Below are 26856 nucleotides of genomic sequence, written 5' to 3'. Positions count from 1 at the left end.
TTACGAAATGAAGCGGCACCAAGAACGTAGGAGAAGGCCATGGGCCAGAGTGTTATTCCCGGAAGGTTTACCGCGGTCCCGGAGACAGACACCGTGACGGTTTTCCTGATCGGCATGCGGGCCAACCGCTGGTGGAAATTCGGCAAGCTGCTGCCCATGTCAACGGCCATGGCGCGCATGCTCAACCACTTGGTGGCCACGCCGGAAGCAGGTCTGCTGGGCTTCCATTCATGGTTCGGCAGGACCACCATCATGCTCAGTTACTGGGAAAGCCCCGAGCACATCCAGCGGTTCGCCGCGGACCGGACCGCGCCGCATCTTGAACCCTGGCGCAAATTCATGCGGGAATCGGCCGGCAGCGGCGACATCGGGGTATGGCACGAGACCTACCAGGTTGCTGTGCGAGACCAGGAGTCTGTTTACAGCGACATGCCGCCCTTCGGCCTGGGCGCTGCGACCAACAGCGCACCGATCGGCCGCGGCGGCAATACGGCGCGGCAGCGGATGGGGCGGCAGAAGCCCGCCAAGATCTGAGTCCTCTCGGGTACCGGGGATCCGGCCTGACATTCAGGCATTCTGCTGGGACAGCCGGGAGATCCGGCGGCGGGCAGAGATTTCGCTCGGTGGTCTCGGGCCGAGGCCCAGCCGCACAAAGGCCAGCACCAGCCGGGTAGCCGGACGCACCGGAAGCGGGAACGGGCCAAGCGAAGGCTTCTTCAGGCCTAGCAGATCCAAATAGTGCGGCTCCAGCGTGTTGACCGCGCCAGCGAACAGGATCCGGTAGCCGAGGCGCTGGGAGCGGGGGAGCGGCGGATGGCGGATGAACTCCACTGCCTCCGCCACCTTGGCATCATGCAGCAGTTCCGGACGAAAAGCTGCCAGTTGCTCATCCAGTTCCGTCCGGGTCCGGGGCGGATGGGGAACCTGCATCAGCTCACCGGCTTTGGCCCACCCGGCGACGTACGGGTCCTGCCCGCCCGGTATCGGTTTTTCATAGGCAGAATGCGCGGCCAGGAAGGCCTCGACGAAGGCCAGATGTACCCAGCTGAGCAGATCAGGATCATTGGCGTAGTAACTGCGCGTTGCTCCGCGGGCATCCGTGTAGGTGCCGCGGACCCTTTCGTGCAGTTTCAGGATGCGCTCGCAGGCGATGTGCGCCGCCGCCGTGTCCCCGTAGGTGACCGTCATGATCCAGCGACTGGTGGACGCCAGCCGGACCAGCGGCCGTTCACGGTACATGGAGAAATCGTCCACACCGGCCAATGCGCCCGGATGCAGCGATTGCACCAGCAGCGCCCTGATCCCTCCTACCAGCGTGGTTACGGAACCATGTACGGTCCAGACGGCCGAACCTGGGGCGAAGAATCCTTCGTCCTTCCCCTCGGCGAGATCCAGAGCCCACTGCGGAACCTCCCCGCCGGTAGCCGACAAGGTTTTCCGGAGCTCGCGCCGCAGCGCCATTAGTGCGCCCATGCCTTCATTATTGAACGGGCGGCACCAGCTGTCATCGCCACCGGACGGATTGCCGCTGATTAACCAAAGCACGACGCCGGGTGACCGGCGAACGTAGACCGGGCACCCGACGTCGTACGCGGGGTTGGAGAGGCGCCAGTCAAGAAGGTCGAAAAGGCGCTTGAAGCTACTTGGCGAGCAGCTCGGGGTAGTACTTTTCGGTCACGTCCGGGTGGGCGCGCAGCCGGCCCTTGAGCATGTTGAGGCCGAAGCTGGCCAGCATCGGGTTGTTCGGATCGTCCGAGAGGCCGCGGGACTCGGACTTCAGCTCGTCCGGCAGCGGGATCGGGTCAATCACGGCGTCCAGGCGCGGCGACCAGAAGAACGGTACCGAGTAGCGGTCCACGCCGGGCGGCGGGGCCTGCACGCGGTGGATCGTGGCGGTGATGTAGCCTTCCGTGGCCACCTCCAGCATCTCGCCCAGGTTCACCACTAGAGCGCCTTCGATCGGCTCGACGGGGAGCCATTCGGTGGTGCCGGGAGGCTGGACCTCAAGGCCGCCCACCTGATCCTGCAGCAGCAGCGTGATGAAGCCGTAGTCGGCGTGGATGCCCACGCCCTGGTCCCCGGCATCCTCGACGACGCCGCCGACGTAGTGCACCAGCTTGCCCATCCAGTGCGGGCTGCCGGCGTAGGCAGCGTCGAAGTAGTCCTCCGGAAGGCCGAGGCCCACACCGATGCCGGAGAGCAGTTCCCGGCCCACGGCGGACATCAGGTCCGCCCAGGCCATGGCCCTCTCGCGCAGATCCGGTTGGACCTGGTCCGGCCACTGGTTCGGGCCGCGCAGCAGCCAGTACTTCTCGTCCTCGGTGTATTCGGCGACCGGCTCGGACTCCGGCGAGTAGTCCAGCTGCTCGCGGGCATCCGCTTTGCCCTGGGTGCGCTCGGTGCCCATCCGGGTATAGCCGCGAAAGTGCGGCGAGTTGCGGTTGTCCAGCTTCAACCGTTCATCGAGCGGCAGGTTGAAGAAGCGCTGCATGGCGTCGAAGAGCTCCGCCACCTGGTGCTCGCCGGCGCCATAGCCGGTGATCTGGAAGAACCCGACCCGGTGGGCGGCGTCGCGCAGCTGGTCGACGAAGGCGGGGTTGAAAGAACCGTCTTCGAGGCGTGCTGTTCGGAGGTCTAGAACAGGTATGGTCCCCTGGTTGTTTGACATGCTCGCAGACTAGCACTCGTCATACTTGACATCGGCGCGTCGGTTACGAAATGTGTTTTTCTGCCCCAGTCCGGGCTCAGTGGCCAGCCCAAAACCCCGGCTTAAAGCGTCTGGGCGATGGCCGCCCAGGTACGCAGGAAAGCGCCGCCGGAGTACTCGTGGATGGAGTCCGGGAAACCCAGATGCGCGGCGGTCAGCACCGGGTACGGCTTCTGCGGGATGCCGTCCGCGGGCCGCACGTCCACGTGGACCACCGCATGCCCGTTGTAGTGCAGCGTGTCCGCCATTGCGTAGTCGGTGCGGGAATCGCCCATAGTCCGCCAGGCGTGCGGGATGACCCCGTCCGCCGCGAGCATTTCCAGGGCGCGCTGGGCGCCGAGGTCCTTGCCCAGCCGGATCGATTCGATATCGGTGGAGATGATGGTCGGATCCAGCCGGTAGTCCACCTGGTCATCGCTGTCCGGTGCATGGTGATCCAGCCGGCTGGCACCCAAGTTGAACTTGCCCATCAAAGCCAGCGCCTCGGCGTCGAACTCTTCCTGCAGCCGCAGGTACTCGAGGTTGTCCGCCTCCACGACCTGTTCCACCGAGACCATGGCGTGTTTGGTCTCGTCGAAGAACATGTGGCTGGAGTAGCGGGTCGCCACCAGCTGCCGGATCTCCGCGGCGTAGTCCTGCGGGACGGACAGCGAGCGGTCAACGTGGATGGTGCCCGGGCCCTCTGCGCCGAAGCTGAACCAGACCGCGCCCTTCTCGCAGACTGCGTGGAACCGGATGCCGCTGGGGATGCCGGCGGCCAGCATCGGCTCCATGACCTGCTCGCGGATGAAGGCATCCGAGCGGCCCGTGTTGAAGACCACCGGCCAGCCCTTCGCGGCCATGGTCAGCAGGGCCTCGAGAATGCTCGCCGGCACGGTGCGGCTGACCGGGCTGGCAATCGGGCCATCCACATCCAGCAGGAGTCCGATGGGTGGCTGGGAAGGGCGGTGCGGTGTGCCGGCGGTGAGAGTCATGCTCTCATTATCTCTATCCGCCCCGCTGAGCCGAAGTCCGCCGGCGGACCCTACGTTTTCTCCAAGGTTTTGGCGGCAAGCTGTTGGGACCACACCATCCAGACGTAGTTGGGGATACGGAAATGATGACAGTAGTTGGGGAACATACTGTCGCGCCTGAGTCCGAGGGAACCGAGGTTCCAACGGGCTTGACGCGCAGGGTTTTTGGAGTACTTGTAGGTGCCGGCGTGGCCGGCATTATCGGCGGAGGCAGCCTTCTCGCAGCCTCGAAGAACGCCGCAGAAACCGGGGGGATCAGCCGCGGCTCCGGGGTATGGACGTCCTTCGGGACCGTCCGCATCGCAGCTGCCGAAAGACAGTCGCGGATGCCGCAGGCGCCCGGCGCGGGGGGTTCTACCGCGGCCGCTACCGGTGCGGCAGGTTCCGGCCATGATCATGGCGGCGCAGCCGTGTCCGGCACCCAGCCGGCCAACTTCACGTGGGGCGACCATGTGGTGCTGCAGCTGGAAGTCCACAACGGCATGGACCGGCCGGTCCTCTTCTCGCCCGGCCAGCTGCGGCTGAAGGTGGGACCCGACGGACCCACTGTCACCAACAGGTCATCCGGCGCAGGCAAGGGCGCCTTGGAGCCAGGTGCCACCAACAACTTCTGGATCAGCTTCCTGGTCCCCTCCGACGTCGAGCAGCTCTCGGCCGAATTCACTGATCCGTGGTCGGACGGCGCGCCGCTGGCCCTGGAACTGCCCGCTGTCCTTCGCCGGCCCGGATGGTTGGAGAACAATCATGGGTGAGTTCGAAAACAACAGCCAGCAAAACAACGACGGCGGTGCCCCCTTGGAGGAGAACACACCGGTGAGCCGCTGGAGCTTTGTGAAATACGGAGCTGCCGCGGGGCTCGGCGCGCTGGCGCTGGCCGGTGCCCAGCCGGCCCACGCGCGAACCACGAGGCCGGCCGAGGAGGCTGAGGCCCCGGAGCCGACCGATGTCGCGACAGGTGTTGCGACCGGTGTGGCCACCGAAGAGGCTGAGGATCTGGAGCCGGCTGACGATGCGAGCGGTGAAGCTGAGGACCTGAAGCCGACTGACGAGGCGAGCGACGAAGCGGAAGCTCCTGACGCAGAGCTGCTTGAATCGGACCGGGAAGTGCTTGATGTCTATATCAACGAGGGCTACCTCAAGATGGTGGATGACTCGCTGGTCTACTTCCGCGGGTTCGGCGACCGCCCCACAGAGAAGAACGACGCCAATCCCAGCCTCACTATCAAGCCCAAGGTCTTCCTGAAGGACGACACCTGGGTGGACAGCCGCGTCTACCCGGTGGGGGCACCGGAACCGCCCCGCGGTACGCCGACGCCGCTGGGGCCGGATCCTCACAATCCGGGCCAATATTATGTCCGCAGGGCCCACTGGGGCAGCTTCATGCCGGAGCGGGTGATCGTTGCCGAAACCGGCAGCAAGATCAAGCTGCGGGTCCACAACCGGCTGGCCAAAGAGCACGAGTTTGCCATCCACAAGGCCGGCGACGACGGCGCAGACGTCAGCACGGGCAAAATCGCCCCCGGCAAGTACGGCATGCTGGAGCTCAAGGCGCCGGACCCCGGAGTCTACATTTACAGCGATCCGGGCAATCAGCCGGTGGAACGGACCCTGGGTCTTTACGGTGCACTGGTGGTCATGGACCCGTCGGACGCCTGGTGCATCTCACTGGACGCGGCCGAGTTCGAACGCCAGTGGGTCTGGCTCTGCCACGCCGTCGATCCGGTATGGGCCAACATCGAGGCCAAGGGCGGCACCGTGGATCCGGCCCGGCAGAAGGCCGTGCCGCGCTACTTCACGCTCAACGGCCGCAGCGGCTACGAGTCCATGGGCATGACCCGCAACGAGGAGTTGAACCGGGCCTCCGATGAGGAGACCACCATCTCGGGGTACCCGCGGCAGTTCGACGCCCGGGAGTTCGCCGAAGGCTCGGCCATCGGCTCCCTGCGCGGCGGGCAACTCGTCCGCATCGTCAACTGCGGGATTGTCTACCACCAGATGCACTTCCACGGCAACCATCTGTGGACAGTGCGCTGCAATAACGAGGACTGGGGCCGCACCGAAGGCCATGTGGACGAGAGCGGCTACGTCTGCATCCAACAGTGGGAAGACGTCATCAAGGTCAGGGGGATGGAGATCAAAGAGGCCATCATCCCGATCAAGCGGCCGCCGGACGCGGTCGACCCGGTCTGGGACAACAGGAAAACCGACTGGGCGTACCCCATGCACTGCCACTCCGAATCCTCCCAGACCGCTGCCGGCGGCATGTACCCGGGCGGCCTGACCTCACACTGGATCATTAAAGCGCCTCTCGAAGGAGCGACATCATGATGGAAACATTGCTCCCGGGCAGAAGGCTGAGCTTCCAGGAGCGGAAGGCCGCCGAGAAGAAGCGCAAAGAGGCCGCAGCCAAGAAGAAGCGGGACCAGGAGGCCCGGCGCAAGCGCGAGGCCGAGGCGAAGAAGCGGGCCGCGGAGGCGCGGAAGAAGCGGGAGGCCGAAGCCAAGAAGCGCGCTGCCGAAGCCAAGCGCAAGTCCGATGAGGCGAAGAAGCGGCGCGAGGCGGAAGCCAAGAAGCGTGCCGAGGAGGCCAAACGCCGGCGCGAGGAAGATGCACGCCGGAAGCAGGCGGCCGAGGATAAGCGCCGCCGCGAGGAGGAAGAGGCCAGCAAGCCGAAGCCCACTCCAAAGCCGACCGAAACGACGAAGCCGACGCCGGCACCAACGGCATCAGCCACGCCGACGCCAACCGAGACGCCCAAGCCCGAGCCGACCGAGACGATCGAGCCGGAACCTATCGAAACGTCGGAACCGGATCCCACCGAAACTGCCGAACCGACGCCGACTGAAACTGCCCAGCCGGAACCTGAACCGGAGCCGGACCCTCCTGTTCAGGAGGAGGAATCTAGGCACATCTTCGACAGCCAGGTGGACTTCAGCTCGAATCAGAACGAGCAGGATAAACCGGTCACCGAATTCAAGATGACCCCGAATATCAGCTACGAACTCGACTTTTACGGGACAGATCTGAGGTTCGACGATGGTGCCGAAGTGGAGATGTGGAGCTTCGAAACCGATGATCAGCGCAAGTGCTTCCCCGGCCCGCTGGTCAGGCCGAAGGAAGGCCAGATTTTCCACGCCAATTTCAGCCCGAGCAAAGGCAACCACACAATCCACTGGCACGGTATGGAACCGGACCCCCGGAACGACGGGGTCGGGCACACCTCCTTCGAGATCGCCGGGGACTACACCTACCAGTGGCAGCCGGAGAAGGGCCGCCCGGGCGTCGCCGACTACGGGACGGCCGGGACGTACTTCTATCACTGCCATGTGAATACCACCCTCCACGTCCAGATGGGCATGTTCGGGCCGCTCATCATCGACCCGATCGAGCATGAGGACTTCCCTGTCACGCCGGGGGCCCGGCGGGCGTTTGTGGACGGACCGGAGTACGACATCGACACCGAAGCGCTGCTGATCCCGTACAGCCTGGATACGCGCTGGCACGGCATGAACCACGCCGCCGGTCTGTCTGGTGAAGACGCGGGCCTGAACCACTTCCAGCCGAAACATTTCTATGCGCTGGGCGGGGAGCTCGCGCGCCGTCCCAGTGGAAAGGAAAAGGTTTGGTCGATGAAGTCGCTGCGCGCCAACGTCTACAAGAAGGGCGACACGCGCAAACCCACCCTGCTGCGGCTGCTGAACGCCAACTACCTGCCCACCATGCTGCGGTTCCAGGATAAGTACGGCAACCCCGTGGCCATGGCCGAGGTCATCGCCCACGATGGCCGGCCGTACCGCGACACCCATGAGAAGGACGGCGTCTCACTGCCCTGCCGCGAGGCCGGCTACCCGATGATGACCAGCATGCTGGCATCTGGCTCCGCCGAGCGGTATGACCTGCTGCTCTTTCCGCCGGCGGCGGGGGAGTACCAGGTGGTGCTGGACTTCAAGGACTGGATCAGCGACGAGGTGATTGGCCAGCGCGTTATCCCGCTGACCGCCTCGTAACCTTTTGGGTACAAGAAGGGCACGCGCCGGATGAAATGTTTTGTTCGGCGCGTGTCTTCTCTACGCTGGATTGGTGATCTTCAAAGCCGTAGGCGACAGCCGCCCATATCCTGACCATGGTTACGAGAGCCCCAAGGACTGGGCCAGCGTAGCGCCGCGCCAGGTCCGGCTCGATGAGCTCATCACCACCAAGAGCACGCTCGACCTGGAGGCCCTGCTGGCCGAGGACTCCACGTTCTTCGGCGATCTGTTCCCGCACGTGGTCCAGTGGCAGGGCAAGTTGTACCTCGAAGACGGCCTCCACCGGGCGGTCCGCACAGCCCTGCACCAGCGCGCGGTCCTGCACGCCCGGGTGCTGGTCATCGATGACTAATCGCTCGCACCTGCCCCGGAAGCCGAAGCGGAAACCGAAGGAAACACTGCGCTTGCAGGGCCGCAACATCATCACCGAGGACGATCTGGACGAGGTCTTCGCAGACGTCGGCGAAGTGGAGAAGCCGGAGGTCTATACCCACCGGAAGATCCTGCACGGAGTTGTCCTGACGCTGCTGGTGGCTCTCATCATTGCCGCCGTCCTTACTGCCCTGGCTGTGGTGCGCGGCGACTTCAAGATTCCGGGCTGGTCCCATACCCCGGCACCGGAGGCGACGTGCCCTGCAGCCGTGCACGAATACCCGCCGACCGATTCCATTACCGTCAACGTATATAACGGCACGCAGGAGGAAGGCCTGGCTGGCCAGACCTCCGGCCTGCTTGCCAAACGCGGTTACCAGATCGGCGAAGTCGCCTCGAAACGGATAAGCCATAGCGGCGTCACCGCCGTCGTCATTTCCGGTCCTGCCGGGGAGGCCAACGCCTTCAACCTGCAGCGGAACATTCCAGAAACGGAATACGTTGCGGATCAGCGCGCCGACGCCAGCGTGGACGTCGTGCTCGGAAAGGAGTTCAAGCAGCTCGTGCCCGAAGACCGTGTGGACCTGACTGCGGGGCCCTTGAGCTGTCCGCGGCTCTCGCCGGAACCCAGCAAGGTCGCCAAGTAGGATTCAGGCGGCCCTGGGCGGACGGTGCTTGCTGCCGTGGACCACGTAATAAAGCACGACGGCGGCAAGCACCAGGACGCACAGCGCACCGAACATTCCTTGGTAGCCCGTCAACGGCAGGAGGGCGCCGAGAACCACCGGTCCCACGCCGACTCCCAGGTCGAGCATCAGGTAGAAGGTGGAAGTCGCCGTGCCGAGGCGCATTTCGGGCGCCTCGGTAACCGCAATGGCTTGAACGCTGGGTGTCAACGTGCCGAAGCCGAGGCCGCTGAGCGCGCCGGCCGCGGCGATGGACCACACGGCCGGCTCCAGGGCGAGCAACCCGAGGCCCGCCGCGAAGACGGCCAGTGCGGGGTAGATAACTGCGTTGTCGCCCCGGCGGTCGTGGATCCGGCCCACGAACAGGCGCGAGACCAGCACGGCCACTGCGTAGACCAGGAAGAACATGCTCGCTGCGGAGGCGATTCCCTGCTCGAGTGCATACGAGGTGAGGAAGGCCAGGAAGCCGGAGTAGGCCACGCCGCAGGCCAGAATGACCGTTGAGACCGGTAGCGCGTCCGGTTCGAGCACCGCGGCCAGCGAGATTCGTCGCCGGCCGGTTCCGCGTTTTCGTCCGGACCGCTGTGGCAGCTCCGGCAGGCGGATGGTCAGGGCGATCAGGAACGCGGCCACCGAGCACGCCGCACAGAATAAGAACAGGCCGGTGTAACTGCCGCTGGCCGAGAGCAGCACCGCCAGGAACGGCCCCAGCGCGATGGACAGCGTGGTCGACAGGCCGAAGTAACCCGTCCCCTCGCTCCGCCTCGCCGGCGGGATGAGTGCCTGTACCGAGGCGGCGACGGCGGTGCTCCCAGCGCCGAAGGCCATGCCGTGGATGATGCGCAGCGCCAGCAGCAGCGGCAGCGAGCCCGCCGGAATGTAGAGCAGTGAGGCGGCAACGAAGACCAGCAGCGCCGCCAGCAGCAACCGGCGTCGGCCCACCACATCGAGCAGCCAGCCGGCGAAAATCCGCGCCATCACCGAGCCGATGATGAAGGAGCTGGAGGCCAGGCCGGCCAAGGTGTCAGAGGCCCGGAACCGCTCCACCGCGTAGAGCGCCATCGAGGTCATCAGCAGGTAGAAGACCATCGAGATGAACAGGTTGACGGCGATCGCGAGAACGAAGTCCTTAGTCCAGAGCTGTCCGGACTGCCGGCCGCTCCCGCTCATGCACTGTTCCCTTCGCCCACACGCTGATGGGCCGGGAAAGCTCCCGGCCCATCAGCAATTATCCCCGGTCTAGGGGTGCGGTTAGTTGCAGCCGTCCGGGCCGCAGGTGGCGCCGTCGTCGTTGTTTCCGGAAAGCACGGTGAGCGGATTGCGTTCCGCCCAGGCCTGCGCCAGCGCCTGGCTGAAGCTCTCCGTGGGCTGCGCGCCCGAGATCCCGTACTTACGGTCCAGCACGAAGAACGGCACGCCGGTCACGCCGAGCGCACGGGCCTCGGCGATGTCCGCCTGTACGTCCTCGGTGTAGCGGTCGCCCTCGAGCGCCTCGCGGATTTCCGCCTCGTTCATACCAAGTACGACGCCGGTGCGCACCAGATACTCAACGTCGCCAATGTCTTCGCCATGTTCGAAATGGCCGGACAGCAGCGCTTCCTTGGCTTGCGCGTCCAGGTTGTGCGCCTTGGCCAGGTGCAGGAAGCGGTGCGCAGTAAAGCTGTTGGCCACCACGATCTTGTCGAAATCGTAGGCCAGGCCTTCGCCGGCGGCCTGCTCCGTGACATGCGCGAACATCTGGCGGACCTGGTCCTGCGGCATGCCCTTCATCTGGCTCAGGTACTCGGTCTCCGTGCCGTCATAGTGCGCCGGCAGGGTGGGGTCCAGCTGGTAGCTGCGCCACTGGACGTCTATCTGGTCCTTGTGCTCGAACTTCTCGAGGGCTTTCTCGAAGCGGCGCTTTCCGATGAAGCACCAGGGGCAGGCAATGTCGGACCAGATCTCAATCTTCATGGACACGTCAACATTCCTAGCGGTCGATGTATTCCGGCCGGACGGTGCCGGTCTCGGCATCCCGACGAGCATGGTAGCGCTCCGGAGTCTCGCCGACCTGTCCGGTTTCGTCCACCAGTTCGGCCCGCACATGGCCCTTGCCCTTGACCCCGACGTGGTACGCCACGAACAGCACCGCGATCCACCCAACCCCGACAACCAGGGCCACACGGGTGTCCGGCATGATGCCCAGCAGCACCACTACGAACACCATGAACGCCAGCGCCGCGTAGGACGCCACCGGCCAGAACGGCACGCCGAACTCGGAGGCCGGCATGTTCTTCCGCGCAATCTCGCGCTTCATGGCGATGTGCGAGAGCAGGATCATCAGCCACACCCACACGGTTGCGAACGTGGCGATCGAGGCGATGATCAGGAACAGGGATTCGGGCAGCAGCACATTGAGGACGACGCCGACCAGCAGTACCGCCGTCATCGTCGCCACCGTCATCCACGGCACTCCGTGCCGGGAGATCCGCGCGAACGAAGCCGGCGCGTGGCCCTGCTGCGCCAGTCCGTACATCATCCGGCCGGCCCCGAACGTGTCCGAGTTGATGGCCGAAATCGCGGCGGTGATGACCACGGCGTTCAGGATGTGCGCGGCGGCGGGAATGCCCAGCGCGTCGAAGATCTGTACAAACGGGCTGGTCTCGCCGTCGATCTGGTTCCACGGGAAGATCATCATGAGCACACCGAGCGTGCATACGTAGAAGAGCAGGATGCGCACCGGCACGGTGTTGATCGCCGCCGGAATGGCCTTCTTCGGGTTCTCTGCCTCGCCCGCGGTGATGCCGATGGTCTCGATCCCGCCGAAGGCGAACATCACAATGGAGAAGGAAGCCAGAAGGCCCCAGAAACCGTTGGCGAAGAAACCGCCCGAGGCGAGCATCGTCCCCAGCCCGGGGTTCGCCGCGTCGGGCAGCCCGAAGCCGAACACCACAATCGCGGCGCCGCCGGCGATCATCGCGATAATGGCGGCGACCTTGATGATCGACAGCCAGAACTCGGTCTCGCCGAACACCTTGACCCGCATTAGGTTCAGCGCGGCGATGAGGCAGACGACGGCGAGGATCCAGATCCAGCGCGGTACGTCCGGGAACCAGAAGCCCATGTAGATGCCGAACGCCGTCACATCGGCAATCGCCACGATCGCCATCTCGAACGCGAAGGTCCAGCCGGTGATGAAGCCGGCGAACGGGCCCAGATAGCGGCTCGCGTACTGCCCGAAGGAGCCGGACACCGGATGCCGCACGGCCATCTCGCCCAAGGCCCGCATGACCAGGAAGACTGCGGCGCCGCCGATCGCGTAGGCCAGCAGGACGGCCGGGCCGGCAGCCTGGATGGCGGCGGCCGAGCCGTAAAACAGCCCGGTGCCGATGGCCGAGCCGAGCGCCATGAACCGGATGTGGCGGACTGTCAGACCGCGCGCGAGTGCCTGGGCAAATTGTGCCATGGGAAACGTACCTAGTTTCACGAAAGGGGAGGGCCGGAAAGAAAAAGGCGGCCGCTTAATGTTACTCCCGTCCTGCTGGGCCAATCTCACAGACGGCGGTTCCAGTGGCCAACCCCACAGCGCAAAGGAAGTCTCGTACGCTTCTGGAATGGCCATTATTTACGACGCAGTCCTGAATCCCTCCAAGATCGATCTCCTGGCATCATGGCTGCCCCGCCAGCCGTGGTTTCCGCACATAGGGGAGCAGGGTACGGAGGCAGGGGAGCCCCTAACGCTGGAGCCCATCGGCGCGTACCGCTTCGACGACCCCACCGGCGACATCGGGATGGAAGTGCACCTGCTGCGCCTCGACGACGGAACCATCCTGCAGGTGCCGCTGACGTACCGCGGCGCACCGCTGGACGGCGCCGAACCGTGGCTCGCCGGCACCATGGAACACTCCGTGCTCGGCAAGCGCTGGATCTACGACGCCTGCGGCGACCCGGTCTTCGCGGCAGCACTCGCCACGGCAATTCTGCAGGGCGGCACCGAGGCCGAGCAGTTCCTCGACAAAGACGGCACGCTCGAACCCCTGGAGCGTTCGGTCACCGTGCGCGGCAGCGGCACGTCCGGCACCGAAGTCCCGCAAATTACGACGGCGGTGCCCGCCACCATGGGTGCCGTCACCACCATCACTGCCGGACTGCTGGCCCTTTCGCTGTACCGCATCCCCGTGGCGGATGAACCCGGCACTCACGGGAATACCCTCACCGGAACCTGGGGTGGTCACCCTCCGGTGGTTCTGGCCTCCATTCCGTAACTCCCAATTTTCACTCCCCAATTTTCGGCAGACACTACCTATTGACCCTGCTGCCAGGGAGGACTAATCTACAACCAAATGGTTGTAGATCAAGTTTCCGATTCCGAGTTGGACCGCCTGTTCCAGGCGCTCGCCGACGCCACCCGCCGCGACATTGTCGCCCGGGTCCTCACCGGCGAGTATTCCGTTTCGGGGTTGGCTGCCGAATACGCCATGAGTTTTGCCGCCGTACAAAAACATGTGGCGGTGCTGGAGCGGGCTTCCCTTGTCACCAAGGAGAAGCGCGGAAGAGAGCAGATGGTGCGGATTCATCTCGAAGGGTTGAGAAGGGCGCGGCGGCTGCTCGATGACTACGAGGAGATCTGGCAACAGCGTGTTGCCCGGATCGACGACATTCTCGCTGAGGGATAGAAAGGGCACCATCATGCCGGTTATCAGTTCGGAAAAGGACGTCGAAGCGCTGCGCTTCACCATCGTCGCGGAGTTCGACGCAAGTGTTGAGCGCGTCTGGCAGATCTGGGAGGATCCGCGCCAGCTCGAGCGCTGGTGGGGTCCGCCCACCTGGCCCGCCACCTTCGAAAAGCATGAGTTCGAGCCCGGTGGCAAGGCCAACTACTACATGACCGGACCCGAAGGAGAGAAGGCCCGCGGGTGGTGGAAATTCACCGCCATCGAAGCGCCCAACCGGTTGGAGTTCGACGACGGGTTCGCCGACGAGAACTGGGCACCTGTGGACGACATGGGCATCACCCACGCCGCCGTAACCCTGGAAAATATCGACGGCAAGACCCGAATGACCACGGTGTCCGGTTTCGAGTCTGCCGAGCAGCTGCAGAAGATGCTCGCAATGGGCATGGAAGAGGGAATGAAGGAGGCCATGGGCCAGATCGACGCCGTCATCGCCGCGCCGGCTCCCATCTGAGCACCCAGCGTGGGTGTCGAATCATCACTTCCGAGTCAAGTGATGATGTTAACTCGACGGGATCGTCGGATGGCGCCCGGGACTCCGGAAATGGGGCCCGGCCGGAATATGCGCTGGCGGGGAAAGATGTGGCGGTCTCCCGAGGTGCTAACTGCCCTTGACCGCTTCGCCGAACGCAACGGACGCCGGTAAGACGATGCCCCGGACCGTATGGCCCGGGGCATCCTCCTATTCATTTAGTTATTGCTTCCGCACAGCCATCCGGTCCGCCCGGCTTTCGGGCAAACTGTGGCGAATGATGGACCGGACGGCTCTGCGGAAAGTTCAGGCCGGCGGCGGGGAGGGCAGTTGCTGGCCGATGGTCCTCCCCGGCCGCCGGACGGTTTAGGCGGCGACGAGCTCTTCGCGCTTTTCGTGCAGGTAGCGCTCGTAGGCCGGGACGGTGAGGAAGGCGGGGAACTCTTCGCCGAGGGCCACTTCCTCGAAGATCTCGCGTGCGTCGTCGAAGAGGTCGTCTTCGAAGCGCGGCAGCTTGGCGAATTCTTCGTCCAGCAGCCGCTGCACCCAGTCCAGGCTGATGATCTCGCCTTCATCGGTGATGGCGGACTGGCGGATCCACTGCCAGATCTGTGAGCGGGAGATTTCCGCGGTGGCGGCGTCCTCCATCAGGTTGTGGATGGCCACCGCGCCGTTGCCCCGCAGCCAGGACTCGATGTAGCGGATGCCTACCTCGATGTTGGTGCGGATGCCGCGCTCGGTGATCTTTCCCTCCGTGCCGGCGATGTTCAGCAGGCCGCGGTCATCGGGCGTGACGTCCTCGCGCCGGCGCTCGATCTGGTTGGGCCGTCCGCCGAGCACGGAGTCGAACACGTCGCGGGCCACCGGCACCAGGTCCGGGTGCGCCACCCAGGAGCCGTCGAAACCGTCGTTGGCTTCGCGGGTCTTGTCCGCGCGGACCTTCTCCATCGCGATGGAGTTGGCTTCCGGGTCGCGGCGGTTCGGGATGAAGGCCGCCATGCCGCCGATAGCCATTGCACCGCGGCGGTGGCAGGCCCGCACCAGCTGCTCGGTGTAGGAGCGCATGAACGGAGCGGTCATGGTCACCTGCGTACGGTCCGGCATCACGTACCGGGCGCCGCGGGTGCGGAAGTTCTTGATCACCGAGAAGATGTAGTCCCAGCGGCCGGCGTTCAGGCCCGAAGCGTGCTCGCGCAGTTCGTAGAGGATCTCCTCCATCTCGAACGCGGCCGTGATGGTTTCGATCAGGACGGTGGCGCGGATGGTGCCCTGCGGGATGTCCAGCATGTCCTGGGCCAGGATGAAGATGTCGTTCCACAGCCGTGCCTCGAGGTGGTTCTCGATCTTCGGCAGGTAGAAGTAGGGTCCGCGGCCCTGGGCGATCAGCCGCTGGGCGTTGTGGAAGAAGTAGAGGCCGAAGTCCACGATCCCGCCGGCAACCGGCTCGCCGCCGACCAGCATGTGCTTCTCCGGCAGGTGCCAGCCGCGCGGCCGCACCACAATGGTGGGCAGGTCGGTCAGGCGCGTGCCGTGGACCTTGTACTCCTTGCCCTCCGGGGAGGTGAAGTCGATCTTCCTGTCCAGCACATCGGTGAGGTTCAGCTGCCCGTTGATGACGTTGGACCAGGACGGGGTGGAGGAATCTTCCATGTCCGCGAGCCAGACCTTCGCGCCGGAGTTGAGGGCGTTGATGGTCATCTTCTTCTCCACCGGCCCGGTGATTTCCACCCGGCGGTCCTCCAGCCCCGGTGCGGGCGAGGCAACCTGCCAGGACTCGTCCTCGCGGATGCTCCGGGTTCCGGGCAGGAACTTCGGGTCGTGGCCCTTGGCGATGCAACGCCGGCGGTCCTTGCGCAGCTGCAGCAGTTCCTCGCGGCGGCCGGCGGTGGCCTTGTGCAGGCGGGCAACGAAGTCCAGTGCCTGCGGGGACAGGATTTCCTCCTGGCGCCGCACGGGCGTAGCGGTCAGCGTGATGCCGTTCAGGGTGATCGGATCGTTCATGGCACTTACTCCTCGGAATATGTCCATCGAGTGGGCAGCTGATGCCCTGTTCGGCCCTCGAAAGGGGCATCAGCTGCTTCGTCGATGGGAAAACTGTTTAGTGGAACTGGCCTTCTTCGGTGGAACCCACCAAAGCCAGGGTGCTGCCATTGGGGTTGAGGGCAGTTGCGATCTGGTCGAAGTAGCCGGTGCCTACTTCGCGCTGGTGCTTGGTTGCGGTGTAGCCGCGGTCTTCTGCGCCGAATTCCTTTTCCTGCAGCTCGACGTAGGCGCTCATGCCGTCACGGGCGTAACCGTGGGCCAGATCGAACATCGAGTAGTTCAGGGCGTGGAAGCCGGCAAGCGTGATGAACTGGAAGGTGAAGCCCATGGCACCGAGTTCGCGCTGGAACTTCGCGATGGTGGCGTCATCCAGGTGCTTCTTCCAGTTGAAGGACGGGGAGCAGTTGTAGGAGAGCATCTGGTCCGGGAACTCCGCCTTGACGGATTCGGCGAACTTACGGGCCAGCTCCAGATCCGGCGTCCCGGTCTCCATCCAGATGAGGTCGGAGTACGGGGCGTAGGCCTTGGCCCGGGCGATGCAGGGCTCAATGCCGTTGCGAACCTTGTAGAAGCCCTCCGGGGTGCGCTCGCCGGTGATGAACTCGCGGTCCCGCTCGTCCACGTCCGCGGTGATCAGCGTGGCCGCTTCGGCGTCCGTCCGGGCGATGATGACGCTCGGAGTGCCGGCGACGTCGGCGGCCAGGCGGGCCGCGTTCAGCGTGCGGATGTGCTGCGCGGTGGGGATGAGGACCTTGCCGCCCAGGTGTCCGCACTTCTTCTCCGAGGCGAGCTGGTCTTCCCAGTGCACGCCGGAGGCGCCGGAGGAAATCATGGACTTCATCAGCTCGTAGGCGTTCAGCGGGCCGCCGAAGCCGGCCTCGGCATCGGCCACGATCGGAACCAACCAATCCTCAACACTCTGGATGCCCTCGGAGTACTCGATCTGGTCGGCACGCAGCAGCGCGTTGTTGATGCGGCGGACCACCTGCGGCACCGAGTTCGCCGGGTACAGGCTCTGGTCCGGGTAGGTGTGGCCGGAAAGGTTGGCGTCGGCGGCGACCTGCCAGCCGGAAAGGTAGATGGCGCGGAGGCCGGCCTTGACCTGCTGCACAGCCTGGTTGCCGGTCAGGGCGCCCAGGGCGTTGGTGTACTGTCCGGTCTTGGCTTCCTCGGTCAGTTGATTCCACAGCTTCTCGGAACCGCGCTTGGCCAGCGTGTGCTCTTCCTGCACACGGCCACGGAGGCGGACGACATCCGCTGCGGTGTAGTCACGAGTGATGCCCTCCCAGCGGGGATTGGCGGCCCACTCGAGCTCCAGTGCCTTCGCTGCTTCTTCAGCGGTCTGCGGTGTGGGCTCAAATGATGCTGTCATTGCGCTTCTCCTTGGTTTCCCCGACGTCCCTGCCGGGTGACTTCAGTTACGGCTTGAATGCCGAACTTCTTCGTGAAAACGACTATTCCGTACCTTGCAAGGGGTTATCTAGACCAAAATGGTGGAAAGATTTGCGTTTCTTCGCGTATCCTCAAGAAATGACCTCCGCAAGCTGGAATCGCCCCGCAAAGAGCAAGACCGCTACGCCCACTGCCGCCGGTCCGGACGATCTGGACATGATCAGCCTGGGCCGCCGGGTGCGCCATCTGCGCAAGAACCTCGGGTTGACCCTGGACGAGCTCGGTGAGTCGGTCGGCACGGCGCCGTCGCAGCTGTCGCTGATCGAAAACGGCAAACGCGAGCCCAAGCTCGGCATGCTGCAGTCGCTAGCCGCGGCCCTCGGCGTCGGGATGGACCAGTTGCTCGGCACGGAGCCGCCCAGCCGCCGAGCCGCCCTGGAAATCGAGCTGGAACGCGCCCAGCGCGGGCCGCTCTACCAATCGCTCGGCCTGCCCAAAGTGCGCATCGGTTCAAGGCTTCCCATGGACGTGCTCGAGTCGCTCCTGGGCCTGCAAAGCGAGCTGGAGCGACGGCTCAACGAACAGCTCGCCACCCCGGAGGAAGCCCGCCGCGCCAACGCGGAGCTGCGGAAGAAAATGCGCGAGCAGAACAACTACTTTCCGGAGATCGAGCAGGAAGCCGAGCGCGTGCTCAAGGCCGTGGGGCACACCACCGGCCCGCTGTCCCACCACCTCGTCGCAGACATTGCGGCCCACCTCGGTTTCAGCCTGCACGACGTGTCCGACCTCCCGCATTCCACCCGTTCTGTGACGGATTTGAAGAACATGCGGATTTACCTCACGCAGTCGCAGCGCTCCGAGCACAGCACCCGTTCCATCCTCTTGCAGGCCTTGGGGCACTACGTGCTGGGCCACGAGACGCCGGAAAGTTATGCGGAATTTCTCCGGCAGCGCGTCGCGACCAACTATTTTGCGGCGTCGCTGATGATGCCGGAGAAGGCCACGGTGGACTTTCTGCAGCAGGCCAAGAACGCCAAGGAACTGGCCGTGGAGGACATCCGCGATGCCTTCGCCGTTTCATATGAAACCGCCGCGCACCGCTTCACCAACCTCGCCACCGAGCACCTGGGCATTTCCGTCCATTTCCAGAAGGTCCATGAGAGCGGCATCATCCACAAGGCTTATGAGAACGACGGCGTGAACTTCCCGTCGGATCACATCGGCGCGATCGAGGGGCAAAGCATCTGCCGCTACTGGACCTCGCGCGCGGTGTTCGAGGTGGCGGACCAGTTCAGTGCCTACAACCAGTACACGGACACCTCTGTGGGAACGTTCTGGTGTACCGCCCGCACCGAGCGGTCCGCGGCCGGCAAGTTCTCGCTGAGCATCGGCGTGCCCTATGTGCATGTGAAGTGGTTCCGCGGCCGGGACACCACGGAGCGCTCCACCTCCACGTGCCCGGACGAGCAGTGTTGCCGCCGCCCACCGAAGTCGCTGCTGGACCAGTGGGCCGGCCACGCCTGGCCGAGCGCCCGCGCCCAGACCCACCTGCTGGCAGCCATGCCCCAGGGAGCGTTTCCCGGCGTGGACGAGACCGAAGTGTATTCCTTCCTCGCCCAGCACTCGCCGGAAGACTGATTCCCCTCGATGGGGACGACGATATTCCTGCCCGGACGGGAATGTGAGGTGTGCTTGAACTCCCCGGAGCGGACCTACTATGACAGCCCGGCAAACTATGTTGTCGGGCAGATTTTGTGTAGAAGGGCTTTACGAAGGCGGTCGAGGAGAAGTGGCAACAACCTCCACCACGGCTCCGGCGTTACGGAACTTCTCGACTTCAATGGCGCTGGCTCCGTCATCAGTCACCAGAGTCCACGGACCGGGAAGCCGCACCCAGGCGTGGAATGGCCGCTGGCCGAGCTTCGAGGAATCGGCCAGCAGGTAGACTCGCTCAGCGCGGCGGGCCATGAGCTCCTTAAGACGAGTCTGGATAGCGTCGGCCTCACAGATTCCATCCTCGGCGGTGACCGCGTCAGCTCCAAGGAATACTCTGTCGAATGTCATTCGTTCAAGCGCTGCCTCGGTCAGCGGCCCCACGAACGTCTGGCTGGCCTCGCGGAGTAATCCACCCAAGCAGCGCACTCGGACGCCGGTGGCCCCAGCGAGCTCGTGAATTGTGTTCAAACCGACGGTGGAAACGTCCAGATCTGCCACGGTTTTCAGCTGGTGCGCGAGCGCAGCGACCGTGGATCCGCCGTCCAGCAGTATGTTCTCGCCGCGCTGGATCTCTTGGGCGGCCCATCGGGCAAGCGCCTGTTTTTGCTCGTATGCCAGGCCAACGCGCTGACGCAGCGAAGCCTCGGGGTGCGCTTCGACGGGCATAGCCCCGCCATAGGTGCGGGCTAGGCGCCCGTCGTCCTTGAGTACGGCAAGGTCGCGACGGATCGTCGACGCGGTGACACCGAACCTGGCGGAGAGGTCCTCTACCGACGCCAGGCCTGTCGTGACTGCCAAGTCATAGATGGCCTCCCGCCTGGCACGTGCCGATCGTGTCATTCCTGCCCCTCATCGGATTTCCTGATTTGCCTGCCCCCTAGTGCCGGGTGGCCATCTCCGCTGCCTGCCGAAGCGCCTCCACCATGCTACGGGAGTCGGCGATGTTCTTTCCGGCGATATCGAAGGCCGTGCCGTGATCTACCGACGTCCGGATGACAGGTAGTCCCACCGTGATGTTGACTCCCGCCTCGATCCCCAGCACCTTGACCGGGCCGTGTCCCTGGTCGTGGTACATGGCTACTACGAGGTCATAGTCGCCTCGCCCGGCCAGGAAGAATAGAGTGTCTGCCGGCAGAGGGCCGACCGCGTCAATTCCTTGCTCGCGGGCTGCCTCGATACCAGGAGTAATTTTGAGTGCTTCCTCGTCGTTGCCAAAGAGCCCATTTTCGCCGGCGTGCGGGTTGATAGCGCATACACCGATCCGAGGGCTCTCGACGCCGGCCCTCTGTAGGGCCTCGTAGCCGCGCTGGATGGTTCGCTGGACCAGTCCGGGCTCGATGCGCGCCACCGCGTCAAGTAGGCCGATGTGAGTTGTCACATGGATGACCTTCAGTTTGGGTGTGGACAGCATCATGGAGACCTCGTCGGTTCCCGTGAGAGTGGCCAGCATTTCGGTGTGCCCGGGATAGAGGTGGCCGCCGGCGTGCAGGGCCTCCTTGTTTAAGGGTGCGGTACAGATTGCCTGCACCTGCCCTGTCATGGCGAGCTCTGCGGCTACCTTGATGTACTGGTACGCCGCGTCGCCGGCTACTGGGGAGAGCATTCCCCACGGAAGGTCTCTCGGCAGGAGCCCCAAATCGATCACGTTGATGCGGCGCCCCTCGAAGACGGCTTCGCTTATGTCGCCGATCGCCTGAATCTGGGCGTCGGAGCCAATAGTTGTGGCGGCTGTCTGCAGGCGGGTCGCATCTCCGATGACGATAGGGCGGCACACGGCGAGAATGTCGGGATCTACCGCAGAGGCAACCGTAACTTCGGGGCCGATGCCGGCACCGTCACCCATTGTGACGGCTATATACGGGATGCTCATGAAACGCCCTTCCTGAAATGCACGTTTTGCAGTGCATTGATGGTTTGGAGAATGCGGGTGAGACTGTCGTCGGACCCATAGGAGCCAGGACGGGTGGCAATGAGCCGACCGTCGGAGGCAAGACTGACCACGGCGCCCGGATGTGCCTGGACGAGTGGAACGAGCTCGGTGACGCGCAGTTCGTCCAGTGCGGCTCGGGCAGTTGCTCCGCCGCTGAGCACAAGATGCCGGCCGGCACCTTCGCGGGCGGCTAGCTCGGCTAGGTCCCGCTCCAGACGCACTGAGTGATCGGGCTCGAAGGTGCCCTCGAGAACCACGGCAGCAGTGCAGCCCCTTGGCAGACGCAGACCCGATACGTCACCAGGTCCAACACGTACCACGGCGACCTCCGCCTCCTCTAGACGAAGCGCTTGGCGTCGAACTACTTCGCTGGCGCTGCCGAGGATGAAGAGAGTGTTCCTTGCCGGGCCGAGGAACACGGGCAGTTCATCTCCGTGATGGTCACTGTGGCGGTCCTCGGGAGGAACCTGCTGATGTACCCAAGCAAGTCCCAGACCCGCTGCACCGGCGAGGATGAAGCGTCCTTCCCCGGCGGCCTCGGCAAGCAGGGCGAGATCGGAATCATTCTCGGCATCGCAGATGACTACATTGTCGTCCGCAGCCGCCCTTTCCAGACGATCGGCACGATCTGCTGCACGGAGCGAGGCGAGGCTCAGTCGTGCAGTCTTTACGCCCGCGAACTGTCCCGCTACGGTGGCTGCCGGTGCAGCTGGTTCTGCCTGCCACAAGGAAGTACTGTGCAGGGGCTGGTCGCCGATGAACAGCACCCCGTCCACGACTGTGCGACGGTTGCTTGGCACAGCCGGACAGAAAACCACGGGAGCAAAATTGCGCGCAACGCGCAATTCGTGGGCGAGATTTCCTCGGAGCAGCGAGTCGAATTTGAGGAACAAGGGCGCCCCGCCGTCGGCGGACCACTTGCTTAGTAGCGCAGACATCGCCGCTGCAGCCGATTCGGGCCTTTTGGAGCGGTTGTTTGAATCAAGAACGTGGGGTCCCGAAGTGTGAGCAGAGGGCGCGTGTGCCCCTAAGGACACGGCGACCGTAGGGCGTGACGGCGCCCAAGCTTGGCCAGCTCCAGTGTCGGGAACGTCGGCCCAAGCCGCCGCGATTTCCGTCGCCCCCGAAAGATCGTCGGCAATGGCAGTCGGCAGCATCGTGGCCTCCTTCGGTTATCAGTTCGCGATGAATGCTTGCGTGAATCACGCTATTCTAGTTGCGGATTTCGCGCAAGTGACATAGCGTGATTCACGCAACAAGAATGCCATCCCACGCCGCGTTGTGGTGTACCGACGAGAAGCTTTGAGTTCGGTGGGCACAGAGCGACTACGATTTTTTGAGTCAAGGGAGACTGAAATGACTGCAACACCCACCCGGGCGGAAACGGGCGCATTGCCCGCCGACCCATATGCGCTGCGCCCCGAAGACGTGCAAGCACCGCCGGTTACTTTCCGAGGCCGCTTCCGGTATCTCGGACCCGGCATGGTGCTATCCGCCGCCGTCGTCGGTTCCGGCGAACTCATCACCACCACCGCACTGGGCGCGCAGGCCGGCTTCGTTCTGTTGTGGCTGGTAATCATCTCCACGGCCATCAAGGTCTGGGTGCAGATGGAACTCGCACAGTGGGCCATTTTGAGCGGCAAGACCGCTCTGGAAGGTTACAGCCAGGTCAAACCGCGCACGCGCCGTGGCAGTTGGATCAACTTCCTGTGGATCCTGATGGACTTCGCCAAGATTCTGCAGCGCGGCGGAATCATCGGCGGCGCGGTCGCGGCCATGTCCATCATGTTCCCAGTCATGAGTGACCCGCTGGAAATGCCGTCGCTGACGTTCTGGACCGTCATTGTGATGGCGTCTGTGATCACGCTGCTTGTGAGCGGGAAGTACAGCGTGGTTGAGCGGGCCGCTTTCGTTGCCGTGGTGGTCTTCACTCTCATCACCGTGGCTCTCGCTGTCGGCCTGCCTCTCACTGATTTCGCCTACAGCGGCTCCGACGTCATGTCAGGCTTGACGTTATCCCTCCCGGCAGGGGCGATCGGCTTCGCCGTTGCCATGTTTGGCCTGACTGGTGTGGGGTCAGACGAAATGACCACTTATACGTACTGGTGTTTGGAGAAGGGGTACGCCCGCTGGACCGGACCTGATGACGGCACCGAAGAACGCGCCAAGCGTGCGGAGGGCTGGATCAAAGTAATGCGCCTGGACGTGCTGGCGTCCTGGATTATCTGTACGTTGTGCACGCTGTCTTTCTACATGATCGGCGCTTCAGTACTGCACCCGCAGGGGCTGGTTCCCAAGGGAAACGACATGATCCTCACCCTGTCCCGGATGTACACGGACACGATGGGTCCATGGGGCCACTGGATCTTCCTGGTCGGCGCATTCGGGGTCCTGTACTCGACACTGATCGCTTCCACTGCGTCGGTACCGCGACTGTGGACTAACACCCTTGCAATCCTGGGCTTTTTTGACTGGACGGACGTGCGCAAACGCCGACGCATCATTTCGACGCTCACCATTGTTATGCCCATCATTTGGGCCTCGACATTTCTGGTCATCAAGTCTCCGGTCATCATGGTTGTCATTGGCGGCATGGCCTCCGCAGGTTTCCTCGTTGCCGTGGTGATTGCCGTTTGGGTGCTGCGTCGTCAAGTTGACCGCCGCTACCGGCCCAGCCCGGTCTGGACAGTTTTGCTTGCGGTCAGCAGTACAGCCATCGGCCTGATCGGCATCTACTCTGCGCTTGAGGTCTTCGGTGTCAGCATTGGTTAATGTGTCGACTATGGGAGATCCAACGGATACACCGATAGTGCCATTCAGCGATGTGCTGATCACTACCCCGAGCTTCGGACAACAGTCGTCCCTGCCGTGGGACGAGTTGGAGCGGCTGGGCTTGAGCCACCAGGCAATGACGGGAAACCACCCGCTTTCCAGCGAGCGGCTGGCAGCCGCCCTTGCTGGAAGTCGTGCGGCCGTCGTCGGATTGGACGAGGTGGGGCCGGAAGTCTTCACCGCCAATCCGCAGCTCCGGGTGGTGGCTAAGCACGGCGTCGGCGTGGACAACATCGACTGTGAGGCTGCCCGTACAGCCGGGGTCCGCGTGATAAACGCGCCGGGTTCGAATTCGGACGCGGTCGCGGACCTCACGATCGGCCTGATGCTGGCCTTGGCCCGGCAATTGGTTCAGGCCCACATCACCATGCTGGCGGGACGTTGGGACCGCTTCCACGGCGTTGAACTGGGAGGCCGGACGCTCGGCCTGCTGGGCTTCGGCCGCATCGGACAGGCCGTGGCCCGCCGGGCCAGCGCATTCGGCATGAACATCATCGCCTATGACCCGTATCTGCAGGACGAAGCGTTCGCCAACCAGGGCGTACAGCGGGCCAGTCTCGATGAATGCATTTCCAACTCCGACTTCCTCAGCCTGCATCTGCCCGGTTCGGCGGGGGATAGGCCCCTGTTGGATGCGGCACGGCTGGATGCAATGAGAAGGGGAGCTTTCCTGATCAACGCCGCCCGCGGCGGACTAGTGGACGAAGACCATTTGGCTGGTCTGCTGGACGACGGGCATCTGGCCGGCGCGGCGCTAGACGCCTTCGCGACCGAGCCTCTGCAAGCGGGTAGTCCCTTGGCGCTGCTGCCAAATGTCATCCTCACGCCGCATATCGGCGCTTTCACGGATAAGGCGAACGCCACCATGGGTGCCATGGTGGTGGCAGATATCGCCCGCGTCCTCCGCGGCGAGGAACCCGTCAACGGCATTGCCTGATTCAACCGAACATACGTGCCCGGGGTAGCGCCCCGAGCCCATTTCATGAGGAGAACAATGAAGACCAGACAACTGCCGGGACTGGAAAAACCGCTTTCCACCATGGTGCTTGGGACCATGACGTTCGGCGACACGTTGGACGAACAGGGATCTGCAATCATGCTCGAGTCCGCGCTTGAGGCGGGAATCACCGCTGTCGACACGGCCAACGTCTACGCAGGCGCGCAAACGGAAGAAATCCTCGGAAGGCTGTTGAGCGGGCGCCGCGACGACGTTGTGCTTGCCACGAAGGCAGGTATGCCGCATGTGGATGCTGACGGACATGCCCCACTGTCGCGACAAGGGCTGCGCCGATCACTGGAGGGCAGCCTGCGTCGATTGCGGACGGAGCATGTAGAGATCTTCTATCTCCACCAACCGGACAGAAGCACGAGCCTCGACGAGACGATGGAGACGCTGGCCGCGCTCGCCGCCGAAGGAAAGTTTGATGTCCTGGGAGTATCGAACTTCGCGGCTTGGCAAATCGCCGACGTGAACGTTGCCGCGGACCGGGCCGGGCTCTCCCGGCCGGTCGTCGCCCAGCAACTCTATAACCTCTTAGCCCGTCGCATCGAGGAGGAGTACGCCGAGTTCGCCCAGGTCACGGAGCTGCACACCATGGTCTACAATCCGCTCGGCGGCGGTCTGCTCACTGGCAAGCATCAGTTTGATGCCGCGCCTGAGGGCGGGCGATTCGAAGGCTCCCGACTGGCCGAAATGTACAAGGAACGCTACTGGGACCGTCGGCTCTTCGATGCCATCTCGGAGCTGTCTGCCATCGCTGATGGTGCCGGTATCTCCCTTGTAGAGCTTTCCCTGCGCTGGTTGTTATCCAAGCCGACCACAGGCTCAGTTCTGCTCGGGGGATCGAAACCGCACCAGTTGCAGTCCAACATAGACATCCTTCACCGCGGGCCCTTGGCTCAGGACATCATCAAGGCCTGCGATGAGGTTGGCGCTCAGTTGCGCGGGCCGATGCCGGCCTACAACAGATAGCCAATTCACATACGTCCCCCTCATACCTTCCCACCCACACGAAAGCCGGAGTACACAGTGAATCACCCAGCCGCAGATGTCATCGCCCAGGCCAAGCAGGGAAAGGTGACGGTCGGCTACTGGTCCGTGCTTGACTCACCGATCTCTAACGAGCGTGTGGCCATGACCGGCTACGACTACATCGCACTCGACGGCCAGCATGGGCTGATGGGCTACTCGGGAATCTTAGCCAACCTCATGGCCATCGACGCAGCTCACGGTCCGGCCGGCATCGTCCGGGTGGAGGCAAACAATGCGGCGGTCATCGGGCAGGCGCTGGACGCCGGTGCCCGTGGCGTAATCGTCCCATTGGTCAACAATTCTGCTGAGGCCGAAGCAGCAGTCCAAGCCACTCGATACCCGGGTACCGGCATGCGGTCCTACGGTCCCATGCGCTCAGGACTGCGGGTCGGTCCTACACCCGCAGATTCCGATGGCTCCGTGATCCTGCTCGTGATGATCGAGACCGCTGAGGGGCTGGACAATGTTGAAAGCATTTGCGCGGTTGAAGGCGTCGACGGCGTTTACATCGGTCCCTCGGATCTCTCCCTTGCTGTCGGAGGCAAGCGACCAAACGACCCTGACGTCGCGGAGGACTTCAACGCCGCCGTCAAACGGGTGCTGGCTGCTGCCAAGGCGGCGGGGCGGATTGCAGCCATCCACACACCCAGCGGTGCTGTGGCTCGCCAGCGCATCGAGCAGGGCTTCACCTTTGTCTCGATCGCCTCAGATCTGACACACCTGGAGCAAGCAGCGCGAGACCATCTGGCAGCTGTCCGGTAATGGTGAGGGTACGCCGGGAAGGCCGTTCCTAGTCAGCACAAACAGCGGCAAATATCCGCTTAAGGGCGACGGCGATGACCGGAATCGGTAGTGTGGGCGGCAGGCCCCAGGGCACGAGTACCAGCGGGCGCAGGGACGCCGCGGACCGTCTGCGGCGCG

At 64.0% G+C, this 26856-nt stretch carries 25 protein-coding genes; 14 read left to right on the top strand and 11 right to left on the bottom strand.

Translation table 11 applies throughout. The features are described from left to right. Positions 1-39 precede the first annotated feature (39 nt). Positions 40-534, top strand: coding sequence for a DUF4188 domain-containing protein (locus tag B0G38_RS00330; RefSeq protein ID WP_264667587.1), 495 nt, complete (start codon positions 40-42; stop codon positions 532-534). A 33-nt stretch (positions 535-567) separates the two neighbouring features. On the opposite strand, the gene B0G38_RS00325 is transcribed toward B0G38_RS00330, so the two are convergent. The 3 genes from B0G38_RS00325 to B0G38_RS00315 all read right to left on the bottom strand — a co-directional run bounded on the left by B0G38_RS00325 (position 568) and on the right by B0G38_RS00315 (position 3681). After that, positions 568-1473: an oxygenase MpaB family protein gene (locus tag B0G38_RS00325; RefSeq protein WP_264667586.1), complete on the bottom strand. Its 906-nt coding sequence runs from the start codon at positions 1471-1473 to the stop codon at positions 568-570. Positions 1474-1639: 166 nt separating this feature from the next. Further along, a complete protein-coding gene (locus B0G38_RS00320; RefSeq protein WP_264667585.1) occupies positions 1640-2668 on the bottom strand; it encodes an isopenicillin N synthase family dioxygenase in 1029 nt (342 codons plus the stop codon). 101 nt (positions 2669-2769) lie between these two features. Then, positions 2770-3681 carry a Cof-type HAD-IIB family hydrolase gene (locus B0G38_RS00315; RefSeq protein WP_264667584.1) on the bottom strand — a complete coding sequence of 304 codons (912 nt, stop codon included), beginning with the start codon at positions 3679-3681 and terminating at the stop codon, positions 2770-2772. A gap of 227 nt (positions 3682-3908) precedes the next feature. On the opposite strand from B0G38_RS00315, the gene B0G38_RS00310 reads away from it, so the two are divergent. From B0G38_RS00310 to B0G38_RS00290, 5 genes are all read left to right on the top strand, one after another. Then, positions 3909-4472: a hypothetical protein gene (locus tag B0G38_RS00310; protein ID WP_264667583.1), complete on the top strand. Its 564-nt coding sequence runs from the start codon at positions 3909-3911 to the stop codon at positions 4470-4472. Next, positions 4465-6048 carry a cupredoxin domain-containing protein gene (locus B0G38_RS00305; protein WP_264667582.1) on the top strand — a complete coding sequence of 528 codons (1584 nt, stop codon included), beginning with the start codon at positions 4465-4467 and terminating at the stop codon, positions 6046-6048. Before B0G38_RS00310 ends, B0G38_RS00305 begins: the two co-directional genes overlap by 8 nt. Further along, complete coding sequence (locus B0G38_RS00300; protein ID WP_264667581.1) at positions 6045-7727, top strand: multicopper oxidase domain-containing protein; 1683 nt, start codon at positions 6045-6047, stop codon at positions 7725-7727. The genes B0G38_RS00305 and B0G38_RS00300 overlap by 4 nt, the downstream gene beginning before the upstream one ends. Positions 7728-7800: 73 nt before the next feature. Further along, complete coding sequence (locus tag B0G38_RS00295; protein WP_169992490.1) at positions 7801-8100, top strand: type II toxin-antitoxin system VapB family antitoxin; 300 nt, start codon at positions 7801-7803, stop codon at positions 8098-8100. After that, positions 8093-8767: a LytR C-terminal domain-containing protein gene (locus tag B0G38_RS00290; protein WP_264667580.1), complete on the top strand. Its 675-nt coding sequence runs from the start codon at positions 8093-8095 to the stop codon at positions 8765-8767. Before B0G38_RS00295 ends, B0G38_RS00290 begins: the two co-directional genes overlap by 8 nt. Before the next feature lie 3 nt (positions 8768-8770). Here B0G38_RS00290 and B0G38_RS00285 read toward each other — a convergent pair whose 3' ends face one another. From B0G38_RS00285 to B0G38_RS00275, 3 genes are all read right to left on the bottom strand, one after another. Beyond that, complete coding sequence (locus tag B0G38_RS00285) at positions 8771-9976, bottom strand: MFS transporter (RefSeq protein WP_264667579.1); 1206 nt, start codon at positions 9974-9976, stop codon at positions 8771-8773. 81 nt (positions 9977-10057) lie between these two features. Continuing rightward, complete coding sequence (locus B0G38_RS00280) at positions 10058-10759, bottom strand: DsbA family oxidoreductase (RefSeq protein ID WP_264667968.1); 702 nt, start codon at positions 10757-10759, stop codon at positions 10058-10060. A gap of 16 nt (positions 10760-10775) precedes the next feature. After that, positions 10776-12251, bottom strand: a complete 1476-nt coding sequence (locus tag B0G38_RS00275; protein ID WP_264667578.1) for an amino acid permease — start codon at positions 12249-12251, stop codon at positions 10776-10778. A gap of 148 nt (positions 12252-12399) precedes the next feature. Here B0G38_RS00275 and B0G38_RS00270 point away from each other — a divergent pair, with 148 nt between their 5' ends. From B0G38_RS00270 to B0G38_RS00260, 3 genes are all read left to right on the top strand, one after another. Further along, positions 12400-13050 carry a CG0192-related protein gene (locus B0G38_RS00270; protein ID WP_264667577.1) on the top strand — a complete coding sequence of 217 codons (651 nt, stop codon included), beginning with the start codon at positions 12400-12402 and terminating at the stop codon, positions 13048-13050. Positions 13051-13128: 78 nt separating this feature from the next. Beyond that, complete coding sequence (locus B0G38_RS00265) at positions 13129-13461, top strand: ArsR/SmtB family transcription factor (RefSeq protein ID WP_264667576.1); 333 nt, start codon at positions 13129-13131, stop codon at positions 13459-13461. A gap of 13 nt (positions 13462-13474) precedes the next feature. Beyond that, positions 13475-13972: an SRPBCC family protein gene (locus tag B0G38_RS00260; protein WP_264667575.1), complete on the top strand. Its 498-nt coding sequence runs from the start codon at positions 13475-13477 to the stop codon at positions 13970-13972. Positions 13973-14356: 384 nt separating this feature from the next. Here the strand turns inward: B0G38_RS00260 and aceB are convergent, their stop codons facing one another. Beyond that, positions 14357-15991 (bottom strand): malate synthase A, encoded by a 1635-nt coding sequence (gene aceB / locus B0G38_RS00255; protein ID WP_264667574.1) that lies wholly within the window; start codon positions 15989-15991, stop codon positions 14357-14359. 97 nt (positions 15992-16088) lie between these two features. Continuing rightward, the gene (aceA, locus tag B0G38_RS00250) at positions 16089-17405 is read right to left on the bottom strand and encodes an isocitrate lyase (RefSeq protein WP_264667573.1); all 1317 of its coding nucleotides are present in this window, start codon (positions 17403-17405) and stop codon (positions 16089-16091) included. Positions 17406-17536: 131 nt separating this feature from the next. Here aceA and B0G38_RS00245 point away from each other — a divergent pair, with 131 nt between their 5' ends. Continuing rightward, entirely contained in the window at positions 17537-19063 is a 1527-nt protein-coding gene (locus B0G38_RS00245) for a helix-turn-helix transcriptional regulator (RefSeq protein WP_264667572.1), read from the top strand. Positions 19064-19192: 129 nt separating this feature from the next. Here B0G38_RS00245 and B0G38_RS00240 read toward each other — a convergent pair whose 3' ends face one another. The 3 genes from B0G38_RS00240 to B0G38_RS00230 are packed head-to-tail and all read right to left on the bottom strand — an operon-like array spanning position 19193 to position 22228. Beyond that, on the bottom strand, positions 19193-19981 hold the full coding sequence (locus tag B0G38_RS00240) for a DeoR/GlpR family DNA-binding transcription regulator (protein ID WP_264667571.1): 789 nt from the start codon (positions 19979-19981) through the stop codon (positions 19193-19195). A 37-nt stretch (positions 19982-20018) separates the two neighbouring features. After that, on the bottom strand, positions 20019-21011 hold the full coding sequence (gene pdxA, locus B0G38_RS00235; protein WP_264667570.1) for a 4-hydroxythreonine-4-phosphate dehydrogenase PdxA: 993 nt from the start codon (positions 21009-21011) through the stop codon (positions 20019-20021). After that, entirely contained in the window at positions 21008-22228 is a 1221-nt protein-coding gene (locus tag B0G38_RS00230) for a four-carbon acid sugar kinase family protein (protein WP_264667569.1), read from the bottom strand. Before B0G38_RS00230 ends, pdxA begins: the two co-directional genes overlap by 4 nt. A gap of 199 nt (positions 22229-22427) precedes the next feature. Here B0G38_RS00230 and B0G38_RS00225 point away from each other — a divergent pair, with 199 nt between their 5' ends. The 4 genes from B0G38_RS00225 to B0G38_RS00210 are packed head-to-tail and all read left to right on the top strand — an operon-like array spanning position 22428 to position 26697. Further along, a complete protein-coding gene (locus tag B0G38_RS00225) occupies positions 22428-23843 on the top strand; it encodes an Nramp family divalent metal transporter (protein WP_264667568.1) in 1416 nt (471 codons plus the stop codon). Positions 23844-23853: 10 nt separating this feature from the next. Next, positions 23854-24840: a phosphoglycerate dehydrogenase gene (locus tag B0G38_RS00220; protein ID WP_264667567.1), complete on the top strand. Its 987-nt coding sequence runs from the start codon at positions 23854-23856 to the stop codon at positions 24838-24840. A 57-nt stretch (positions 24841-24897) separates the two neighbouring features. Then, positions 24898-25875, top strand: coding sequence for an aldo/keto reductase (locus B0G38_RS00215; protein ID WP_264667566.1), 978 nt, complete (start codon positions 24898-24900; stop codon positions 25873-25875). Between the two features lie 57 nt (positions 25876-25932). Next, complete coding sequence (locus B0G38_RS00210; RefSeq protein WP_264667565.1) at positions 25933-26697, top strand: HpcH/HpaI aldolase family protein; 765 nt, start codon at positions 25933-25935, stop codon at positions 26695-26697. The last annotated feature ends 159 nt before the right edge of the window (positions 26698-26856 follow it).

It is taken from the genome of Crystallibacter permensis, assembly GCF_025960875.1.
GTDB classification, from domain to species: domain Bacteria; phylum Actinomycetota; class Actinomycetes; order Actinomycetales; family Micrococcaceae; genus Crystallibacter; species Crystallibacter permensis.
Note: the sequence above shows the minus strand (reverse complement) of the source record. Positions and strands in the feature narration are given on the sequence as shown.

What these genes read in the sequence shown, in the direction of transcription:
- B0G38_RS00275 (WP_264667578.1), bottom strand. Translation starts at nt 12,251, where the DNA reads ATGGCACAATTTGCCCAGGCACTCGCGCGCGGTCTGACAGTCCGCCAC.
- B0G38_RS00315 (WP_264667584.1), bottom strand. Translation starts at nt 3,681, where the DNA reads ATGACTCTCACCGCCGGCACACCGCACCGCCCTTCCCAGCCACCCATC.
- aceA (WP_264667573.1), bottom strand. Translation starts at nt 17,405, where the DNA reads ATGACAGCATCATTTGAGCCCACACCGCAGACCGCTGAAGAAGCAGCG.
- B0G38_RS00320 (WP_264667585.1), bottom strand. Translation starts at nt 2,668, where the DNA reads ATGTCAAACAACCAGGGGACCATACCTGTTCTAGACCTCCGAACAGCA.
- pdxA (WP_264667570.1), bottom strand. Translation starts at nt 21,011, where the DNA reads ATGAGCATCCCGTATATAGCCGTCACAATGGGTGACGGTGCCGGCATC.
- B0G38_RS00215 (WP_264667566.1), top strand. Translation starts at nt 24,898, where the DNA reads ATGAAGACCAGACAACTGCCGGGACTGGAAAAACCGCTTTCCACCATG.
- B0G38_RS00305 (WP_264667582.1), top strand. Translation starts at nt 4,465, where the DNA reads ATGGGTGAGTTCGAAAACAACAGCCAGCAAAACAACGACGGCGGTGCC.
- B0G38_RS00260 (WP_264667575.1), top strand. Translation starts at nt 13,475, where the DNA reads ATGCCGGTTATCAGTTCGGAAAAGGACGTCGAAGCGCTGCGCTTCACC.
- B0G38_RS00330 (WP_264667587.1), top strand. Translation starts at nt 40, where the DNA reads ATGGGCCAGAGTGTTATTCCCGGAAGGTTTACCGCGGTCCCGGAGACA.
- B0G38_RS00225 (WP_264667568.1), top strand. Translation starts at nt 22,428, where the DNA reads ATGACTGCAACACCCACCCGGGCGGAAACGGGCGCATTGCCCGCCGAC.
- B0G38_RS00265 (WP_264667576.1), top strand. Translation starts at nt 13,129, where the DNA reads ATGGTTGTAGATCAAGTTTCCGATTCCGAGTTGGACCGCCTGTTCCAG.
- B0G38_RS00285 (WP_264667579.1), bottom strand. Translation starts at nt 9,976, where the DNA reads ATGAGCGGGAGCGGCCGGCAGTCCGGACAGCTCTGGACTAAGGACTTC.
- B0G38_RS00325 (WP_264667586.1), bottom strand. Translation starts at nt 1,473, where the DNA reads ATGGGCGCACTAATGGCGCTGCGGCGCGAGCTCCGGAAAACCTTGTCG.
- B0G38_RS00280 (WP_264667968.1), bottom strand. Translation starts at nt 10,759, where the DNA reads ATGAAGATTGAGATCTGGTCCGACATTGCCTGCCCCTGGTGCTTCATC.
- B0G38_RS00220 (WP_264667567.1), top strand. Translation starts at nt 23,854, where the DNA reads ATGGGAGATCCAACGGATACACCGATAGTGCCATTCAGCGATGTGCTG.
- B0G38_RS00230 (WP_264667569.1), bottom strand. Translation starts at nt 22,228, where the DNA reads ATGCTGCCGACTGCCATTGCCGACGATCTTTCGGGGGCGACGGAAATC.
- B0G38_RS00240 (WP_264667571.1), bottom strand. Translation starts at nt 19,981, where the DNA reads ATGACACGATCGGCACGTGCCAGGCGGGAGGCCATCTATGACTTGGCA.
- B0G38_RS00290 (WP_264667580.1), top strand. Translation starts at nt 8,093, where the DNA reads ATGACTAATCGCTCGCACCTGCCCCGGAAGCCGAAGCGGAAACCGAAG.
- B0G38_RS00300 (WP_264667581.1), top strand. Translation starts at nt 6,045, where the DNA reads ATGATGGAAACATTGCTCCCGGGCAGAAGGCTGAGCTTCCAGGAGCGG.
- aceB (WP_264667574.1), bottom strand. Translation starts at nt 15,991, where the DNA reads ATGAACGATCCGATCACCCTGAACGGCATCACGCTGACCGCTACGCCC.
- B0G38_RS00270 (WP_264667577.1), top strand. Translation starts at nt 12,400, where the DNA reads ATGGCCATTATTTACGACGCAGTCCTGAATCCCTCCAAGATCGATCTC.